Origin of the sequence: Rhodococcus ruber (genome assembly GCF_027270735.1) — a bacterium.
GTDB lineage: Bacteria > Actinomycetota > Actinomycetes > Mycobacteriales > Mycobacteriaceae > Rhodococcoides > Rhodococcoides rubrum_A.
This window is the reverse complement of the sequence record NZ_JAPWIJ010000002.1, coordinates 429439-449185: the sequence shown is the minus strand read 5'-3', so window position 1 is coordinate 449185 and position 19747 is coordinate 429439. Positions and strand designations below refer to the sequence as shown.

At 63.3% G+C, this 19747-nt stretch carries 14 protein-coding genes; 6 read left to right on the top strand and 8 right to left on the bottom strand.

Features of this window, described 5'->3' with window-relative positions; all coding sequences use genetic code 11:
* Positions 1 to 160: 160 nt before the first annotated feature.
* Both O4220_RS05885 and O4220_RS05880 read left to right on the top strand, forming a co-directional pair.
* Entirely contained in the window at positions 161 to 10060 is a 9900-nt protein-coding gene (locus O4220_RS05885) for a non-ribosomal peptide synthetase (protein ID WP_269602731.1), read from the top strand.
* The gene (locus tag O4220_RS05880) at positions 10060 to 10938 is read left to right on the top strand and encodes a cyclopropane mycolic acid synthase family methyltransferase (RefSeq protein ID WP_269602730.1); all 879 of its coding nucleotides are present in this window, start codon (positions 10060 to 10062) and stop codon (positions 10936 to 10938) included. Before O4220_RS05885 ends, O4220_RS05880 begins: the two co-directional genes overlap by 1 nt.
* 9 nt (positions 10939 to 10947) lie before the next feature.
* Here O4220_RS05880 and O4220_RS05875 read toward each other — a convergent pair whose 3' ends face one another.
* Entirely contained in the window at positions 10948 to 11109 is a 162-nt protein-coding gene (locus O4220_RS05875; protein ID WP_269602728.1) for a hypothetical protein, read from the bottom strand.
* 89 nt (positions 11110 to 11198) lie between these two features.
* Here O4220_RS05875 and O4220_RS05870 point away from each other — a divergent pair, with 89 nt between their 5' ends.
* On the top strand, positions 11199 to 11882 hold the full coding sequence (locus tag O4220_RS05870; protein WP_269602727.1) for a hypothetical protein: 684 nt from the start codon (positions 11199 to 11201) through the stop codon (positions 11880 to 11882).
* 19 nt (positions 11883 to 11901) lie between these two features.
* On the top strand, positions 11902 to 12513 hold the full coding sequence (locus O4220_RS05865; RefSeq protein ID WP_269602726.1) for a YveK family protein: 612 nt from the start codon (positions 11902 to 11904) through the stop codon (positions 12511 to 12513).
* 7 nt (positions 12514 to 12520) lie between these two features.
* Here the strand turns inward: O4220_RS05865 and O4220_RS05860 are convergent, their stop codons facing one another.
* Entirely contained in the window at positions 12521 to 12742 is a 222-nt protein-coding gene (locus O4220_RS05860; RefSeq protein ID WP_269602724.1) for a hypothetical protein, read from the bottom strand.
* Between the two features lie 255 nt (positions 12743 to 12997).
* On the opposite strand from O4220_RS05860, the gene O4220_RS05855 reads away from it, so the two are divergent.
* On the top strand, positions 12998 to 13525 hold the full coding sequence (locus O4220_RS05855) for a dTDP-4-dehydrorhamnose 3,5-epimerase family protein (protein ID WP_269602723.1): 528 nt from the start codon (positions 12998 to 13000) through the stop codon (positions 13523 to 13525).
* A gap of 65 nt (positions 13526 to 13590) precedes the next feature.
* Positions 13591 to 14403 carry a hypothetical protein gene (locus O4220_RS05850; protein ID WP_269602722.1) on the top strand — a complete coding sequence of 271 codons (813 nt, stop codon included), beginning with the start codon at positions 13591 to 13593 and terminating at the stop codon, positions 14401 to 14403.
* Between the two features lie 301 nt (positions 14404 to 14704).
* Here O4220_RS05850 and O4220_RS05845 read toward each other — a convergent pair whose 3' ends face one another.
* The 6 genes from O4220_RS05845 to O4220_RS05820 form a co-directional block, all read right to left on the bottom strand.
* Entirely contained in the window at positions 14705 to 15727 is a 1023-nt protein-coding gene (locus O4220_RS05845) for a hypothetical protein (protein WP_269602721.1), read from the bottom strand.
* Positions 15728 to 15806: 79 nt separating this feature from the next.
* Positions 15807 to 17192 carry an SMI1/KNR4 family protein gene (locus O4220_RS05840; protein ID WP_269602719.1) on the bottom strand — a complete coding sequence of 462 codons (1386 nt, stop codon included), beginning with the start codon at positions 17190 to 17192 and terminating at the stop codon, positions 15807 to 15809.
* 11 nt (positions 17193 to 17203) lie between these two features.
* A complete protein-coding gene (locus tag O4220_RS05835) occupies positions 17204 to 17617 on the bottom strand; it encodes a twin-arginine translocase TatA/TatE family subunit (protein ID WP_269602718.1) in 414 nt (137 codons plus the stop codon).
* Positions 17605 to 18402, bottom strand: a complete 798-nt coding sequence (tatC, locus tag O4220_RS05830; RefSeq protein ID WP_269602717.1) for a twin-arginine translocase subunit TatC — start codon at positions 18400 to 18402, stop codon at positions 17605 to 17607. Before tatC ends, O4220_RS05835 begins: the two co-directional genes overlap by 13 nt.
* Positions 18399 to 18593, bottom strand: coding sequence for a twin-arginine translocase TatA/TatE family subunit (locus tag O4220_RS05825; RefSeq protein ID WP_269602715.1), 195 nt, complete (start codon positions 18591 to 18593; stop codon positions 18399 to 18401). The genes tatC and O4220_RS05825 overlap by 4 nt, the downstream gene beginning before the upstream one ends.
* 25 nt (positions 18594 to 18618) lie before the next feature.
* Entirely contained in the window at positions 18619 to 19650 is a 1032-nt protein-coding gene (locus O4220_RS05820; RefSeq protein WP_269602713.1) for an intradiol ring-cleavage dioxygenase, read from the bottom strand.
* Positions 19651 to 19747 lie beyond the last annotated feature (97 nt).

The following is a 19747-nucleotide window of genomic DNA, read 5'->3' as shown; positions in this document are numbered from 1 at the left end:
CTAAAGGGGAGTCGACGATCTGGCGTACCTGCCGTTCGATCCAGGTAGAGCATTCACACCGTGTCGACTAGTTTGTAACGGGCGATGAAACATCAACGCTATGAGCGGCGCGCCGGCCGAATCGAAGTAGTCAGGGCGCGTGCGTTGAGGAGGTCGGGGAGTGTCGCCAGAGTCGGGTGAGCGGTTCGAGGATGGCCGCTTCCCCCTGTCGGCTGCTCAGATGAATATCTACCTCGCTCAGCAGTTGGCACCGGATGTGCCGTTCACCATCGCTCAATACGTCGAGATCCGCGGCGATATCGACCCCTCCGTGTTGATTCGTGCAACGGACATCGCCTGCCGACGGCTCGAATCGCCTGCAGTACGGATCGGTGTGGACGACGGTCACCCGTACCAGTGGTCGGACCTGCGGGTGCCGTACGCAATGATCTATCGCGACTTCACCGATCGCGACCATCCCATCGAGGATGCTCAGCGCTACATGGACGAGCAGTACCGGCAGCCCGTGGATCTGGTTCGCGACCAACTGATCGCCTCCGAGATCATCCAGGTAGGAGCGTGCCACTTCTACTGGTACAGCCGGGCTCACCACATCGTGATGGACGGCCTGGGCGCAATCTCCGTGCAGGAGCGCACCGCTGCGGTGTACACCGCGTTGGTCTCGGGCACCGAGATCCCGAAAACCCGGGCCATCGGAGTGCGGGAGATCTACGACTACGAGGCCGCGTACCCCAACTCCTCCCGCTACGAGACCGATCGCCAGTATTGGCTCGGCCGACTCGACGGCCACCTCGAGGCACCCCGGCTGGCCGGTAGCCCGAGCGAACCTGCCGCTCCCAGTGGAGTGACGGTGAGTGTCGGTGCTGTGCTGGACGCAGACCTCACCGAAGCCGTTGCCGCAGTGGCACATCGGTACAATTCCTCCGACGTGCCCGTCGTGCTCGCCACGTTCGCGCTCTATCTCGCGCGCATGACCGACACCGAAGACGTCATGCTCAGCTTGCCGGTATCGGGCCGCGCGACCACCAAGCTCCGCGAATCGTCCGGCATGATGTCCAACGTCGTGCCGCTGCGCATCGGTGTCGAACCAGGGGTCACCGTCGAAGAACTCCTTCGACGGATTCAGGTGGAACTCACCGGCGCACTTCGCCATCAGCGGTTCCGCGTCGAGGACATGCAACGGGCAACCGGCGACGGCACCGGCAGTGCCGCCGCGGGACGCGGAGTGTTCGGGCCCACGGTCAACATCATGATGTACAACAGCACAATTCGGCTCGGCGACGTCATCGGCGAGTACCGTGTGCTCTCCAGTGGTCCAATCGACGACATGATGGTCAACGTCTACCCCGGTGTTGCCGGCACCAGTACCCGCGTCGACTTCCTCGGTAACCCGGCGCTCTACAGCACCGATGAGCTCGCAGCCCACCATCGCCGCTTCCTGGCTCTGCTCCGCGACGTGGTCGATGCACCCGAGGGGCTCGCAGTGTCCGAGCTCGAGGTGCTCGACGCCGAGGACAAGCCGGCGGTGATCGGCGCATCTGCAACGGCAACCGCAACCCCCGCGCTGCTGTCCTCACTGTTGACGACCGGTGCTGTGGTGCGTGCCACCGGAGTCGATGAATCCAGTGAAGACTTCAGCAGGGTCACCGAACATATTGCTGCGCAACTCGTCTCGATCGGCGTAGGCCCCGAGAAGCGCATTGCCGTCGCAATCGAACGATCCTATGAATCGGTGCTGGCGTCGTGGGCAGTCTCGATCTCGGGCGGATCGTTCGTTCCGGTCGACCCCGCCGAACCCGCCGAGCGGCTGGCTACGGTGCTCGCCGATGCACACGTCGAGTTCGGCATCACCACTGCTGTTGGAGCGCAACACCTTCCGGACACGATCCAATGGTTGGACATCGAAGACTTGCTCGACGCCGACTCGATTGCGTTCACGCTGCCGACCCTGCACGTCGACAACGAGGCCTATGTCATCCACACCTCGGGGTCGACAGGGAAACCCAAGGCCGTCAGCATCACTCACCGCGGACTCGCGCAACTTGCGGCCAACGTCGTCGAACGGTATGCCGTCACTCCCGACTCGCGCGTGCTGCACGCGGCCTCGCCGGTCTTCGACGCGTCCATCCAGGAAATCCTGGCTGCGTTCGCTGCGGGTGCCACCCTGGTGATCGCCCCGGCCGACGTCTACGCCGGTCCCGCCCTCGCCCACGTGCTGGACCGCGAGAAGATCACGCATCTGATCACCTCGCCGACGGTGCTGGCCACTCTCGACCCTCGCGACCTCGGCTCCGTCGAGGTCTTCGACGTCGGCGGCGAGGAATGCCCTCCTGCGTTGCGCGACAGATTCGTTACTGCCGATGCGTCGATGCACAACGCCTATGGGCCGACTGAGACGACAGTGTTGGCCACGCTGTCCGACCCGATGCGCGCGGCCGAACGGGTGACCATCGGCGCACCGCTGCCGGGTGTCCGCGGGCTGGTGCTCGACGCGCACCTGCGGCCGACGCCCTGCGGTGGCGTCGGCGAGCTCTATCTCGGCGGCGACGGGCTCGCTCGCGGGTACAGCGGGCAGCCGGGCGTGACGTCGACGCGGTTCGTCGCAGACCCGGGTGTACCCGGAGCTCGGTTGTATCGCACGGGAGACATCGTGCGGCGTTCGTACGACGGTTCCACGATGGAGTACCTCGGCCGCAGCGATCAGCAGATCCAATTGCACGGGCGCCGTCTCGAACTCGGCGAAGTGGAGGCCGCGGCCACGACGTGTGCGGGAGTGACTGCCGCCGTGGCCGTCGTCCGCGACAACCGACTCGTCCTGTACGTCACCGGAGTCTCAGCGGACCTCGACAGTCATCTGCGGAACCACCTGCCCAACTGGATGGTTCCCAACACCGTCGTTGTTCTGGACGCACTGCCGATCACAGCGAGCGGCAAGGTCGACCGTCGTGCGTTGCCGGCACCCATCGCAGTTGTCACAACCGAATATGCTGCGCCGCAGACCGACACGGAACATGCTGTGGCGAAAGCCTTCGCCGACGTCCTCGGTGTCGAGGGTGTGGGACGCGAGCACTCCTTCTTCGAGCTCGGCGGTGATTCGCTCAGCGCTACCCGAGTTCTCGCACGCCTCGGTTCCTCGATCTCGTTGACCGTGTTGTTCGCCGATCCCACCGTCCGCGCAGTGGCGGCGGCCATCGACTCGTCGGCGATGCGCGAGGTGTCGCTCGAGCTACTCGATACCGTTCTGCCCGAGCGTATCCCGCTGTCGTACGCGCAGCAGCGGCTGTGGTTCCTCAACCAGTTCGATCTCGCATCTCCCGCCTACAACATGCCCGTGGCAATCCGGGTCGGAGCCGGTGGTGATGCCTCGATGGTTCTGACGGCTCTGCGAGACGTCATCGAGCGACACGAAGCCCTGCGCACGTACTACCCGGCCGACGACGACGGTCCGCGGCAGGTGGTGCGGCCCACCGATACCGTCCTCGTCGAGGTACCCGAGCGCGTTGTTTCCGAGCGGGATCTCGATTCCGCTGTGGCAGCGGCAGCTACCGAGGGGTTCGATGTGTCGGCCGAAGTGCCCATCCGCGCAACGCTTCTGGGCGTACGGGACTCCGGCGACACCGTAGTCGTGGTGGTGGTGCACCACATCGCGATGGACGGGTGGTCGGTCGACCCACTCGTGCGCGACTTCGCCTTCGCCCACGCCTCCCGGGGCGCGGGTCACGCGCCCACGTGGCCGCGCCTGCGCGCGCAGTACAGCCAGTACGCGGTGTGGAACCGGGCACTGGTGGATTCGGTTGTCGACGAACAGCTCTCGTTCTGGGATTCAGTGCTGGGTACTTCAGTTTTGCACAACAGCGACACTGCAACGGCGGAGCTACCGGCGGACTTCCCCAGGCCTTCGGTGCAATCGATGAGCACGGGCGCGGTTCCCTTCGAGATCGGGTCTCAGCTGCACACGGGCATTCGTGAGCTGGCCCGTTCGACGAACTCGACCACGTTCATGGTCGTCCATGCCGCCGTGGCTGCGGCCCTCAGTCGATTCGGTACCTCGAACCGGGTGGTGGTCGGGTCTCCGACGGCAGGGCGAGGTCACGAAGCACTCGACGAGATGGTGGGCATGTTCGTCGGAACCCTTCCTCTCGCAGTCACTGTGGACCCGTCGGGTAGTTTCGCGTCGTTGCTCGATGCCGTCCGCACCGCAGACCTCGATGCCTTCTCGCATTCCGACGTCCCGTTCGAGCGCATCGTCGACGCCCTGGCGACCGATCGATCCCTCGACCGGCATCCGCTGTTCCAGGTGATGCTGGCATTCGACAATGCGCCGCACCGATCGGTCGAGGACTTGCCCGTCTCGGTGCTGGAGGTACCGACCCGAACGTCCGAGTTCGATCTCAATCTCGTGCTGGCGGAGGAGCATAATGATTCGGCGGCGTTGACGGGCCAGATCGAATACGCGCTGGACCTGTACCAGCGGGCCACCGTCGAACAGTTCGCCTCGGTGATTCTGTCCATCCTGAACGCGGCGGTGGCGAATCCCGCCGTCGTCATCGGCGACCTTGCCCTTGCCGGCGTGCAGGTGTTGCCCTCCTCGACGCCCGACGGAACGCTACTCGACGTGTTGACCTGTGACACCGCAGTTTCCGGAGGCAATGTCGCAATCGACGGCCTGGAATCGATGACGTACGCCGAGCTCGATCGTCGCTCGAATCGGATCGCGCGGATGCTCATCGCGCACGGCGTCGGACCGGAAACTCTTGTTGCTCTGTCCCTCGAACGCTCGGCCGAGTACATCGTTGCCTTGTTGGCCGTGGTGAAGGCAGGCGGCGCGTTTGTGCCCGTGGACCCGCGCTACCCGGCGGTTCGCCGGGAACAGATGCTGGCGCACATCGAGATCGGTGTCGGCGGCATCGAGCCGACAGTGAACTGGCTCGACGAGACTCAGGCCCAGAACTTCAGCGACCTGCCATTGACCGACGCGGACCACCTGGCAGCGCTGAAACCTGCGCACCCCGCCTACGTGATCTACACGTCGGGTTCGACGGGAACGCCCAAGCCCGTGACGGTGACGCATCAGGGTGTGTATGCACTCGCGCAGCAGGTCGTTCCGCGTTACGGCGTTACATCGAATTCACGAGTGCTGCACGGATACTCGGTCAACTTCGACGCCGCTGTACTCGAGCTCGTCCTTGCCGTCGGGGCCGGGGCGACCATGGTGATCGCGCCGCCCGACCTACTCGGCGGGGACGAGATGTCGGCCTTCCTCGCTGCGCATCGCGTCACGCATTACCTGTCGACGCCCGCGGTGCTGGCCACCGTGCCGCCGACCCCGGGGATCGAGACCGTCGCCGTCGGCGGAGATGTGCTGGGCACCGGTGTTGTGGACAACTGGTCGGCAGGGCGGTCGATGCTGAACGCCTACGGCCCCAGTGAGGCGACGGTGGTGGCCACGCTGGCCGAGTCGCTGCGCGCCGGCGAGCCGGTCACCATCGGTCGGCCGTTGTCGCATGTGGGAGCTCTCGTGCTCGACGACCGGTTGCACTCGGTGCCGCTCGGGGGCGTCGGGGAGCTGTACCTCGCAGGCTCGGGCGTGGCACGCGGCTACCACGCGGACCCGGCGTCGACCGCCGCGCGCTTCGTTGCGGCAGCCGGAGGCACGCGGATGTACCGGACCGGTGACCTCGTCCGACAGCAACTATCGGGCACGTTCGACTACCGCGGGCGCCGAGACAACCAGGTCCAGATCAACGGTGTGCGCATCGAACTGGGGGAGATAGACAGTGCGCTGACGGCGCACCCCGACGTGAATGCAGCAGTAACAGCTCTGCGTGAGAACAGAATTCACGTTTGGGTCGTGGGCCTCGATGCCCACGTCGCTGCTCAGTGGCTGCTGGACAGGCTCCCGCTGTCGATGCAGCCCGCCGCCATCACCCAGATCGACGGTATTCCGCTGACGGGCAACGGCAAAGTGGATCTCGCCGCCCTGTACTCGGAGACGCTGCACTCGGACACGCTGCAAGGGGGCGATCCGGCGGCGGTACGCACGTTGGCGCAGGAGGTGGTGCTCGGAATCTTCGCCGACCTGCTGGGAATCGACGATCCAGCCGTCGACGGTAACTTCTTCGTCCTCGGCGGCGACTCTCTCGTCGCGACGCGTGCTGCAACCCGTATCAGTGCGGCGCTCGGTACCCATGTGCCGGTGCGGACCATCTTCGAGTCGCCCACCGCGCAGCAGCTCGCGTCTGCGATCGAGTTGCTGTCCGAGAACTACACTCCGCTACCGGCTCTGGTCCACGATCCCGACGCGCGGTCGTACCCCGGTCTGGCCCCGGCCGAGCGACGAATATGGCTGCAGAATCGATACGACCCGACATCGGCCGCGTACAACATCGCCTTCGAGGTGCCGCTTCCGGCAGATCTGGACGTCGATGTTCTGCGCAACGCGATAGCGGATGTGCTGGAACGGCATACACCGCTGCGCACGGTGTACCCGTCGACCGCGGACGGTCCCGTCACCGTTGTTCTCGACCCGCAGGTTGTGCTGTCGACGTTGGACGACGCTCATGCGGGGCACGATGCTCTGGCCCTGCACGGCTTCGACCTGACCCTCGAAGCGCCGCTGCGAATGGCCATGCTGGAGCGCGGCGGCGAGCGTGTGCTGTCTGTCGTCGCACACCACATCGCGATCGACGGCCTCTCGCTCCGTCCACTGGCCCGAGACGTGGAGATCGCTCTGCTGGCCCGAATGTCGGGATCTGTGCCGGAATTCGGCCCTCTCGCAGTCGACTACTCGGACTACCGACTGTGGCAGCGGGATGTGCTCGACGCCGTGGCGTCGGAGCAACTCGAGTTCTGGCGCCGCACCTTGGCCGGCGTGCCGGAGTTTCTCGACCTGCCGACCGGAACCCCTGATCCCTCGGCCGACGCGATTGCCGTGGAGTTCTCCGTCGGCCCGGAAAGCCTCACTCGTCTGCGTTCGCTCGCGCATCGGTTGGGCGCGACGGTCTTCGTCGTGGTCCACGCAGCGCTGGCTGCCGTGCTCGCCGAAGCCAGTGGTACCCAGGACATCGCCATCGGTACCCCGGTGGCGGGCCGATCCGACCCAGCGCTCGACCACCTCGTCGGCATGTTCGTCGGTACCGTCGTACTCAGGACGGAGGTCGACCCGTCGACGACGTTCGAGGACTTCGTGACCGCTGTGCGGGACCGGGATCTCGATGCATTCGCGAACTCGGATGTACCGTTCGAGTGGGTGGTGGACGCAGTGCAACCCACCCGCGCTGTCGATACCCATCCGCTGTTCCAAGTTCTCCTCGCCTTCGGCGATACGGCAACTCCATCAATCGAACTGGGGGCGTCGGCGATCACCCCGCGTCGCGTCGACATCACGGCCACGCAGTTCGACCTCGAGGTCTTGGTCGACGAGTCCGAGTCCGGACTGATCGGCCATCTCGGGTACTCGCCCGCACGGTTCTCGCGATCGGTGATTCTCGGACTCGCCGAGCGCCTGACCGAGGTGCTGACCATGGTCGGGGCGCATCCCACCACTCGGCTCGGCAGTGCGGAGTTCGGGCACGCCCCGTCGGTCGTCGCCTCCCACCGCGACAGCGCATCCGAATGCACGTTGGCGGCAGTGTTCGAGCAGGCAGTGACGAGCTGGCCGGACAACACCGCGGTGATCGACGAGTCGCGATCGTTGACCTACCGCGACGTGGATCGACAGTCGAATGCGCTGGCAGACAGCCTGATACGTGCAGGAGCTCGTCCCGGCGCTCTGGTGGCCATCGCCTACCCTCGCTCCGTCGATTACCTCGTCGCGATCTGGGCCGTGGCCAAGACCGGAGCAGGTTTCCTGTCCATCGACCCGTCTCAACCTGTGGCCCGGGTGCAGGAGATCCTCGAGAGCTCAGGCCCGGTCACTGGAATCTCGGCTGCCGACTTCCATTCGGCCGGTAGCGACTGGGTGAGCGTCACCGGTGACGAACTCGACCGTGTCGATGGGCCTGAAGCCCCGCTGGACAGCGTGGCCTACGTCGTCTACACCTCCGGTTCGACCGGGGCACCCAAAGGTGTGCGGGTGACGCACCGCGGCATCGCCAATCTGGTGGAGAGCCAACAAGATCTCTTCGGAGTGAAGCCGGAATCCCGAGTGCTCCAGTTCGCGTCGCCGAGTTTCGATGCGTCGATCTTCGAGACACTGATGGCCGTCGGTGCGGGAGCCAGCGTGGTGATCGTTCCGTCCGAGGTACACGGAGGGCGTGAGCTCGAAGCGCTCATCGATCGACAGCAGGTGACCCATGCCTGCCTCACGCCGACCGTGCTGCAGGTGACCGACGCAGAGGCCGTGCCGTCGCTTCGGGTGATCGTCATGGCGGGTGAGGCCGCCAATTCTGCTCTGCTGCAGCGATGGTCGCGTCACCGCTCGGTGTTCAACGCCTACGGCCCCACGGAGGGGACCGTCATGAGCACCTGCACCACCGACCAGCGTGAGTGGGGCCCGGCGGTGCCGGTGACCATAGGCGGACCGGTTCGCGGCTTCGACGCTGTGGTTCTCGATGCCCGTCTACGCCCGGTGGGAAACAACGTCGTCGGGGAGCTCTACCTGAGCGGGGCCGGTCTTGCCGAAGGATATCTGGGGCAGAGTGGAACGACGGCAAGTAGCTTCGTTGCCAATCCCTTCGGCGACGGTCGGCTCTACCGAACAGGCGATCTCGTGCGCTGGGTGGTTCGGAGCCGCGTGGTTCGGGGTAGCGATCGCGAACTCGAATATCTCGGCCGAGTGGATTCACAGGTCAAGGTTCGCGGCCATCGCATCGAGCTGTCAGAGGTGGAAGCGGCGCTGCTGCGTCACTGGAATGTGCTCCAGGCCAGCGTGATCGGTCATGCGCACTCACTTGCTGCCTACGTGGTGGGCGACGTCGAACCGCGGGAAGCTCGCGAGTTCCTGGCCAGGACCCTCCCGGCGTACATGGTGCCCGGTACCGTGACCGTCGTCGACGCATTGCCGACGACGTTGTCCGGCAAGGTCGATGTGAGCGCGCTGCCCGAGCCGTCGGTCATGTCGACCGAACGGCGTGTCCCGGTTTCCGCGAACGAAGTGTTGGTGCATGACGTGTTCTCACACGTACTGCAGGTGGCCGGCGAGGACATCGGTGTAGATGACAACTTCTTCGATCTCGGCGGACACTCCCTCTCCGCTGTGCAGGTGATGGATGCGCTGGGGGACCGGCTGGGCCGTCGGATTCCCATCAGCCTGCTGCTGGTACATCCGACGACCTCGGCCCTGGCCACGCAACTCGACGCGGGCGAGCATGGTGTCGACAGTGCCTTCGATGTGGTGCTTCTGCTCCGAACCGAGGGCGTGGGTGCGCCGCTGTTCTGTGTGCACCCGGCCATCGGAATCGCGTGGAGTTACTTCTCGCTGCTGAGGGAGACCGACCGGCCGGTGTACGGGCTGCAGGTGCCCGGCATCGCCGACGGCGGCGCTGAACCGACCTCGATCGAGGAGTTCGCCGAGAGGTATGTGCGCGAGATCCGAGGTGTTCAGGCGCACGGTCCCTATCACCTGCTCGGGTGGTCTCTCGGCGGCGTGATCGCGCATGCTGTTGCCACGCAACTGCAGTCGGAAGGTGAAGACGTCGCACTGCTCGCGCTCGTCGACGCACAGCTCTCGGCGCCGAAAGATGCGGCAGAGTTCGGCATCGACGATCTCGCTCGTCAGCTCGGGGTCGAGGGAGACTCGTTCGAGGACATCGTGGATCGATTGCGCGAGAACAGAAGTGAACTGGCGTTCCTCACCGAGGATCACCTGCAGCGAATGTATCGCCCCGTCTCGATGGCTCCCACCTGGGTGGCGTCGTACGCGCCGGCGGTGTTCGCGGGTCCGGTGCACTACTTCGCCGCTCGTGGCTCGCACGGTGCGGAGCAGTGGACGGACGTCGTGGACGGCCGGATGTCGGTTCACCGGGTGGATGTGGAACACGAAGACATGCTGGGCGAGCTCGGTGCCCGTGCACTAGGCCGAGTGATCGGCACCGATGCGGTGGGGAAAGGTGTGGCGTGATGAGCGAACAATTGGAGCCCTACGTCGATGACGTGCGAGCACACTACGACCTGTCGGACGAGTTCTTCGCGCTGTTCCTCGATCCGAGTATGACGTACAGCTGCGCCTACTTCGAGCGTGAGGACATGACGCTGGAGGAGGCGCAGACGGCCAAGATCGACCTTGCGCTCGGCAAGCTCGACCTGAAGCCAGGGATGACTCTGCTCGACATCGGCTGCGGTTGGGGAGCTCTCGCCAAGCGAGCGGTCGAGAAGTACGACGTCAACGTCATCGGTCTGACGTTGAGCCGAAATCAGTACGAGCACGGACGCACTGTTGTTGCGGGCCTGTCGACGGACCGTACCGTCGACATCCGGTTGCAGGGGTGGGAAGAGTTCGACGAGCCCGTCGACCGGATCGTCAGTATCGGTGCGTTCGAGCATTTTCGGCGTAACCGATACTCCGCGTTCTTCGCGAAGTGCCGATCGGTGTTGCGGACGGGTGGGCGAATGTTGTTGCACACCATCGTCATCACGCCGCCCGATGCGGCGTCCGGGGCAGGTGGACTCACGCGCGAGGACGCACACTTCTCACGCTTCATCCTGCGGGACATCTTTCCCGGCGGACAGTTGACGCTCGTGAAGGTGGTGAAGTCCAAGGCGGCCGAGGCAGGCTTCGAGTTGCTTCGGGAGCATCCGCTGAGGCTGCACTACGCGAGGACACTCGACACGTGGGCCGAGAAACTCATCGCATCTCGCGACGAGGCCATCGCCGTGTCCTCGGAGACGACGTACGACAAGTACGTCCAGTACCTCACCGGCTCGTCGGCGCGATTCAAGAGTTCACGCATCGACGTGGTGCAATTCACGCTGGAAGCCGGAGATACGCCTGCGCCGTGACACCCTCGACTACGCGGCGTGCTTGTGCAGTGGTATCTCGTCAGTGATTCTGCACGCCAACTCGGCTGCAGCTTGCTCGGCATCGACACGGCGAATGCCGAGCGCGATACACACGGCGGTGACAGCCCCGATCAACAACCAGACGGCGACGATGCCGAGTATCCACATCATGACTCGCATTCGTAGCCCGCAACTGTTTGGATGGTGGCGAATTGCGAGCATTTTTCGCTGATACCGCCCCGAACTTTCGTCGAGGAGCAATGCCCACCATGAAGAACGCCCGACTCGGTTTCGTCAGTGGACTGTTCGCGGCCGCGGTGATGGCCGTCGGCGTAATAACCCCAGGTAACGCCGCTGCGGCACCTCTTCCGGTCGTTGGCCCCGGCAGTGGGTTCGTCACCACCGGAGGCATCGACGACCTCACCGCCTGCTCCATCGCGGCCGTCGGATACGACGACGCCGGACGACTCGTCGCACTCACCGCAGGGCACTGCATTCTCCGCACGGGTCTGCCCGTCACCCTCGTCGGATCGCCCGCGGCCCCGGTCGGCACTACGGCCGTCGGGCATTGGGGACCCGATTACGGCGTCATCGTCCTCGATCCCACCAAGGTCACTCCGGTGTCGAGTCTCGGCGGAATCACCGTGACGGACATCGGCATCGGATCGGTGGGGCAACCGGTCTGCAAGAGCGGGCTCGGCAGCGGACTGACGTGCGGCACCATCGTCGACACTCGGGGTAGCGATCTGATGTCCGATGTCGTCACCGTCTGGGCCGACTCCGGCGCCCCACTGGTGGCCGGAACCACGCTCGTCGGAATCGCCAGCCATGCCTCGGGCGCTCCGTTGCTCAGTCCCACCGCCTACGCATCCGCGCCGGAATCGATGCGTTTGCTGAGCGCATCGGGGGCTCCGGGTGCGGGTTTCCGGCCGGTAGGAAGCTGATGCAGGTAGACGGCGCGAGGTGAGCGAGCAACGCTTCGGAGACATCATCAGGGCGGGCTGGCGAATCGTTGCCGTGTCCGTCGTCGTATCGGTGTCCGTGGCATTTGGTATCACCTTGTTGGTGACCCCGGTATACGAATCGCGGGCTCAGATGTTCGTCTCCACGCCGAATCAGACCTTCAGACAAGATGAATACAGGACGGACCTGTTTTCGCAGCAACGGATCGCGGCGTATGCGGAACTGGTGAAAGGCAATCTGCTCGCATCGACAGTTGTCGACGAGCTCGCACTCGATCTCAGTCCGGCGGAGCTGGCTCAGAAGGTTTCGATGTCGTATTCCGCGGACAGTGCCGTGTTCGACGTCGTCGCCACCGACAACTCTCCGGAGCTCGCACGCGACATCGCCAACACCATGGCTATCGAACTGAGTGCAGTGGTTGCAGAGCTGGAGGCTCCAGAGGACGGTGAGATTCCCTCGGCGGCCGTCGGGATACGTCACCAGCCCGAGACGGCGTCTGCTCCGATCCGGCCGAACACTGCGCACTACCTGGTGATCGGTGCTGCAGTGGGATTGTTGCTCGGTGTTGCGTTGGTGCTCATCCGGCGTCGGTCGAACAGGCCCGCGCAGTAGGACGAAACTACAGCCGATCCATCCCTGCATGATGCGTCGGGTCGATGAGAAACAGGCTGCTCCCGTCCAATCCGTCTCTGCGGTGGATGCTTCCACGTAATCCGGCCTCGACCAGACGGACGGCGATGTCGTAGATTTCGTAGAGACGATCATCGGTGAGGCCAGGCCTGATGGCGAGATGGATCTCGTCGCCGATGTGCCGCAGCACCGCCTGGAAGTTCGGGCTCACCGCCTGACCGACATTGGCGAAGCCATCATGCCCGGGGCAAAGCCCGGCCTTGAGACCACAATCTCGAACCATTCAGTCCGGCACATCAGCCACTACGAAAAGATCGATATTTCCGCATTGATTCGGCCCATGGCTGCAAGCCGGCGTCAACGGCGACCGCACCAACGGTGCCTGGGGGCGAGAACCCTTTACCGTTACAGACAAGTCGCAGTTTGCCTGGCAAGCCGGTACCGTAGCCGTACTAACGTGCATCTGATGGGGGCAAAGGTGATCAACGCTAAACAAGACGAGCAGACTGTTGACGACGATGGAAATTTGATTCTAACTCTGCCGCATCTAGTTAAAATGCGTTCGTGTGGAAGCATCGTTGATGAGCGGGGTTCGCTGTGTGAGATGTTCAACCCTGATTGGGAGTGGTCTGCAAAACCCCTTACGTACTCTTACTTTTTTACGATTCGTCCGAGAATGGTCAAGGGCTGGGGAGTCCACTACAGCCATGAGGACCGATTGTTTCTGCTGTCAGGCGAAGTTCAGCTCGTGATGTTTGATTGTCGTGAAGATTCGCCAACTGCGCAGAAAGTTTTCGAGGTATTCTTGCATGAGCGGAATCGCATGATAATTAACATACCTGAGGGTGTGTATCATGCAATTCGAAATATCGGACTCGTTGACGCAGTTATTGTGAACTTCCCTACGGAGCTATACACTCCGGATAACCCAGATCAGTTCAAAGCCTCCCTCGACGCCAAAGATATTCCGTATTCGTTCAGCTCTATTTATTGATAGATTGATGGAACGGTACTTTGCTTGAAAGATTATTCATCTTTAACGGGGAGGCGTGGATTTGAGTGACCCTTGAAAATAGACGCAATCAAATAAGTAGGCTTGCAAAGCGGTCGCCACTTTCATTTGTTGCTGGAACTCGTGCGTTGTCGGCCTGGGTTTCGAGTGGCAAACAGATCTCAATTGAAAGTGCAACAGGCCGAAGCGTTTCCTTTTATCTTGGACCCGGGAGGCGAAATTTCGGAAATCCAGATGATCCACTTCTTCGTGGTCGGGGTCGAGTTGCGTTGATTCTTGATCGAAATATACTGGAAACGTCATCTGGCGTTGATGCCGGACAATGGTCTTTTGCGCCTTTCGACATTGGCGAAGTTCTTTACCATTGGAATGAGGGCAGCCTGCCACGCGAGTACCTTCCTGGCTTCACCCGCGAGCAACTTCGCGCTGCCCTGCGGCCTATCTCAAGTCTTGAGCATGACTTCAGTCAGGTGCTAGATGAGTGTTACGAGGATCCAATGGATTATTTCCGTCCTGGAAAACGTCCGCGCCCCTCCCTGGAACTTGACGATCTGACTTCGGCTATTCACAAGGCGTGTACCGAAAGATGGTTCGGGCGTGTACGGCCGTTCTCCGGCGCGCTGACTTTCGAGGTCCGGTCTTCGCTCAGTGTGACCGTCCCCGACAGTGCAGTTCTCTGCGTAGTGCTGCTCGATGATGAAGTGACTCGGCGGGCGATCGATACGGATGAGCTTGAATCGCGATTTGGGTCGCGGTTGCGGGTGGTTCCCACTCCGCAGACGATTCATCATCCCGACCTCCCTTCCGCCCTGCTGGAATCCGAGACCACCGATTTTGTAACCAGTTACTTGGCAGTGTGAGTCAACTAAGCGCCGTGTCCCCCGGATACCTATGGACGGTGAGTTGCAATATCGGCTTATCTAAAGCGGTCACCGCTGCCGAAAGCCTCTGCTGCTGTCGTTGCGCGCAGGGCCGCGTGCTCGCGCGTCCTGACGAACGCCCGCACCAGCAGCTGGATGATGGTCACAGTTGCCAGGGGACGGCGGCATCGAGCGACGCAGCCACCCAATCCAGCTTCGTACCGCAAAGCACGTCCTATAGCTAGAGCGAATGGCACGATAGCACCCCGACCTCGCGCATGAGGGGAGCGTTTCGCGCTCGCTACACCCGATCCACGCCTGCTCTATGCGTCGGGTCGATGAGGAACAGGCTGCTGCCGTCCAATCCGTCTCTGCGGTGGATGCTTCCACGTAGTCCTGCCTCGACCAGACGGACGGCGATGTCGTAGATTTCGTCGAGTCGTGCATCGGTGAGGTCAGGCCTGATGGCGAGATGGATCTCGTCGCCGATGTGCCGCAGCACCGCCTGGAAGTTCGGGCTCACGGCGCTGTAGAGCTCCTCGCATTGGGCCACCAGGGCGTCGAACATCACGTAGTCGTCCGCCGCACCGAGCAGCGGAGTCACACCGAAATCCTTGAGCAGATCGATCAGCTGCACTCCGCTGCACCCGGCTGCCGTGGACCGATCCGCCAGCACACCCGATTCCACTTCCTTCGTGGTGAAGATCAGTGTGGCCTCGGCGCTGGGATCGAGTAGACCCAGATCGGCGCGCATCGCAGTGAGCAACAACGAGTGCATTCTGGTGATGTACGCATGCTCGCTCTGCAGGCGTTCGTGTGCGGGAGCGGGAATACCGGCCTCGGGTGCCAGCGGGGCCAACACCCGGCGATCGATGCCCGTCGACAGCTCCAAAGCCAGTGGGTGGACGCGTCTGCGAGCAACCACCAGGGTCGCGGTGAGTGCCAGGTTCAGTTGGTCGTAGGCCTTGTTCAATGCCTGTGTCGCAGAGGCGAGATCGCCTACCGGTGTCGAGATCACTGCTGCGGAAATCTGTTCGGCCACAACACGATCGACATTCGACAGTGCGAAGAGCAGCTCTTGGTATCGCGCCGTCACCTGGTCGCGGTTCCACGAGTCGTTGTCGCTCGACTGGCGAACCTGACGATCGACAGCATTGTGCAGCGCCGCCACCTCGCGGGAAATGACGTCCTCGTTCGCGCCGACCCGACGCACACTCAGCGCCGCCCACGCAGCGCCGACGGCAGCGATGAGCACAACGATCAAGGTCCACAACGCAATTGCGGACACACCCGACTCCGAAGCAGCCAAGACGCTGGTGGTCATCGCTACATCATGCCGGACTGTGTTACCCAACGTCCCTCTTTCGCCGTTCTACCTGCAGGCAATCCCGGGCGGTAAGTCCTCAGATGTCCCACTCCAGACGCCCGTCGACAACTGCGTGATTCCACCCTCCGTCGAACGGCGTTCCTGTTTCGAGGCTGGTTGCAAGATCGTCGAGCAGAGCGCTGATGGAAAGCCATTGTGGCCCAGCATCGTCGGAGTTCACTTTGTCGAAGACGGTCACGCAGCCGTTCAACTCGCCCGGGCGGGTGTCGACGAACAGGAAGTAGCCGTCCATTCCTGCGATCGGGATGAACTCGTCGACGAAGGTCCACGCGGCTTCACCCGCGGTCGTGGAGATCACCCGGTCGGGATCGTTCTCGGCATCGCCGGTCTGCCAGATGTCGGTCATCATTTCTCGATCGTCGAGCATCGCGTCGAGACCGAACAGCTCGTACTTGGGGAACATTGCCATCCATGGCGTACGCGGGAGGCCGTCGACGCACCGGAACAGTTCGATGAGCTCGCTCGGCCACTCCACGCCGGTTCGCCTCTGGGCATCGGCAATACGCGTCTCGTCGGCACCCGAGATGACGTAGTTCGGAAGATTCGCGTCGAACCAATCAGCAACCCGATTCCATTGCTCCGTCACACTCGATGGTTGCGTCGAATATTTGACAGGCGGGCGTGACGCACGGGTGGAAAAAGCAGCCGCGCGCTCCACGGCAGAGCGCCGTTCACCCGCGATACCGTCAAGTACCAGCTGCGCGAGGTCCGATTTCGACAACGTCGAATCGCCGAAACCCCTGACCCAAGCGAACTCCCCACCCAAGGCCACGAAAACCGGCGACAACGGCCCCGCGTCGGGTGATTCCCTGTGCAACAGGCTCACGCCGTTGTCGACGACCGCGCGCAACGCCTCAGCTCGATCGGTCCCGACCCCGTTGATCATGACGGACGCGCCGGGTGTCGACGTGGGGCACGCGACTTCCCACCTTGTGACGTCGTCGGGGTCCGGTTGGGCGTGCTGGGTTGTCTCGAAGCGCGCGGGTCGTCCTTTCGCGTCGAGAATCATCGCCGGCGTGAGTTCGAAGAGATGCTGTTCGAGGCCGGTGTCGTCCCGAAACCGTCGAAACATTCGATACGTCATCTCGGAGGGCAGGATGATCTGCGCAAAGTCGGGGAACTCATCGTGAACGATGCCGTCAGGGGTCTCGACGCGCAACAGCGTTGCGGCAACGAACGTCCCGGACGCTTCGAGGGTCCACCCCTTCGGAACGTGATCGGTCGGAGGGCGATACGCGACTTCGATGGTCACCGAGACCTGGCCGGGTCGGGCAGCACTGACGTTTACGCCGAAATCCGATGCTGCCACAACCGATGTCGGACTCGGAACCCCGTGTGCTTCGTACCCGGTCGACACCAACGTGTACCAACCATCGGGGACCGCAATGTTCGCCGTGTTCACAATCTCCGAATCTACTGCGCGGCGACGCGGCGGGGGTCGTCCTCGGAAAGTGAGTCGAGGAGAATCCGGCGCGGATGCGACGCCGGCCCGGTGATCAGATACTTCTGACCGGGCCGTACTCGGGTGGCCTCGGCGAGTACCTCGTCCGGCCACTCGGTCTTCGGGGCGGCATCCGTCTCACGTAGTGCGTCGGCGACTATTCGACGCGGGTCGTATTGGCGTAGGTCGATCGTCTCCCATTCGGAGCGCCGTAGCGGAACGCCCATCTCGTCCTCCGCTGCGCTGCGGGTGGTGTCGATGAAATGTCGAATAGAGCGGACGGCCCGTCCGAGTTGCTGTGCATATCCGGGTAGGCGCGAGGGGCCGAGGACGAACCCGGCGATGATCGCGACGAGGAACAGTTTTTCGAAGGTCAAGCCGAACATGATGTGAGCTCCGGTTTCGGGGGTGTCAGGGCGCGCCTGCCAGCTCGCCTGTCGTGTACCTCGGTGATCGCAACAGCCGCACCGAACAGGGTGGCCATCGGTAGCGCGACGAGGAACATGGACAGGACGTCGGCGGCGGGTGTGACCAGCGCGCTGAACAGCGCAATGGCGACGACGCTGAGCCGCCAGCTGCTGCGCAGTCTGTGTGCGGAGAGGATGCCGAGGCAGTTGAGCATCACCAACAATGCCGGAAGGACGAAGGCGATTCCGGTCGCCAACACGATCTTCATGACGAAGTCCACGTAGTACGAGGCGTTGAGGATGGTGCTGTCCTCGTCGGAGGAGAAGCCGGCAAGGACGCTGACCATGCGCGGGAAGATGGTGAACCCGAACATGCACCCGGCCAAGAACAGTGGAGCTGCGGCGGCGGAGAATGCGTACACGTACTTCTTCTCGCGACGCGTCAAGCCGGGTGTGAGGTAAGCGAACAGCTCCCGCAACCAGACCGGAGACGACACGATCACGCCGGTGAACAATGCGATCCTCAGTTCGAGATCGAAAGCGCCCGTGACAGTGTCGAAGTTCAGGCTGGCTGCCCGGGTGAGTGCGAGCTTCTCGACGGGTGCGCGCAGGATGTCGAGAATTCGATCGGAGAGGGCGAACCCGATGGCTATACCGACGAGCAGGGACACCGCCGCGCGGATCGCGCGGCGTCGTGCCTCGCGCATGTGCCCCGCAAGGGGCATGGTGCCCCGCAGAGCTCGCGCGGCGGTGGCCGCGGTCATGACGCGTGTCGGTAAGGAACCGCAGCGTCGTCCGGCGTCGATACTGTCTTCTCCTCGCGCACTTCGTCTTTGAGGATGCGCATCGACTGGCCGACGCCCTTGGCGAGTGACGGGAGTTTGGTGGAGCCGAACACGAGCAGCAGGATGGCGAGAACGATCAGGGCGTGCCATCCGGTGAGGTTGTGCAACATGGTGTTTCCTTCGGTGGTGGGTTGGTCAGTTGGTGGGTGCCGGTCCGCCTGCGGGGGGAGTGCCGCCGCCCATCGGAGGCTGACCACCACCTCCGCCAGGTGCTGCTCCGCCACCTGCGGCGGGTTCGGTGGCGGTGTCGATGGCCACGGCCAACGATCCGACGTAACCGGAGGTGGGGTCGCCCGAGAACGTCCCCATCTCGAGGTCGTAGCCGTCGCCGAACACGTTGTCGTTGTCGAGGCTGCCGAGCTGGGCCAGGTTCTTCGCGGAGCTCGGGTAGGTGTCGAGCTGGTAGATCGCGTCGAGCATGTCCTGAGGGAACGCGACCTGCGAGGTGGCAATGGCGTTGTCCGCGTTGGTTGCCGACGCAGCATCGGGATAGACCTCGAAGTGCATATGGGTCCAGCGACCGGAATAGCAGCCGGGAACGATGGTCTCGAACGTGACCGCACCGTCGGCACCGGCAGCTTGAATACCGCGCAGGTACGTCTCGTCCTCGACGCCCTCGGAGTACATCGAATACTGGCCTTCGGCATCGCATTGCCACACGTACACGGCCGCACCCTCGAACGGTCGATTGTCGTTCGCCATGTCGGTGAGTGTGAAGGTGAACGAGAGTGGCGTTCCCTCGACTGTGGTGCCCCCGTCGAGGCTCGAGGTGATGTCGTTGCGCACGATCCCCGATTCTTCGAGAACATTGACGCCGTTGGAGCCGTCGGCCGGGTAGGGGCCGTTGGTTTCCTGGGGGATTTCGCTCGTTGCGCTCGCCGTAGCCGTCGTCGTGGAAGCGGTTGTGCTGGTAACACTTCCGCCGCTCGACGTCGTGGAAGCTGCTGTGGTGGTGCTGCTTCCGGCGCTGGAGGTGCTGGAGCAGGCGGCGAGTGCAAACGCTCCTGCCCCGGCACCGACGATGCTGAGCATGCGACGGCGAGTGATCAGGGTGGTGATATCGAACCCGGCACCCTGATCGACCACTTCCTCGTTGGGGCGATCGAGCAGTCGTCCCTCGTAGGTCGGTCCGGCAGAAGTGTTGGTGGGCTCTGGAATTGGGGTCATCGTCGGATCTCCTCGAGAGATGGCATCGGTTCTTTTCGGTAATGCCAATACTCTGGGACGTTCCGGTGAGGACGCTGAACCCTCGCTGGAAGGTTCC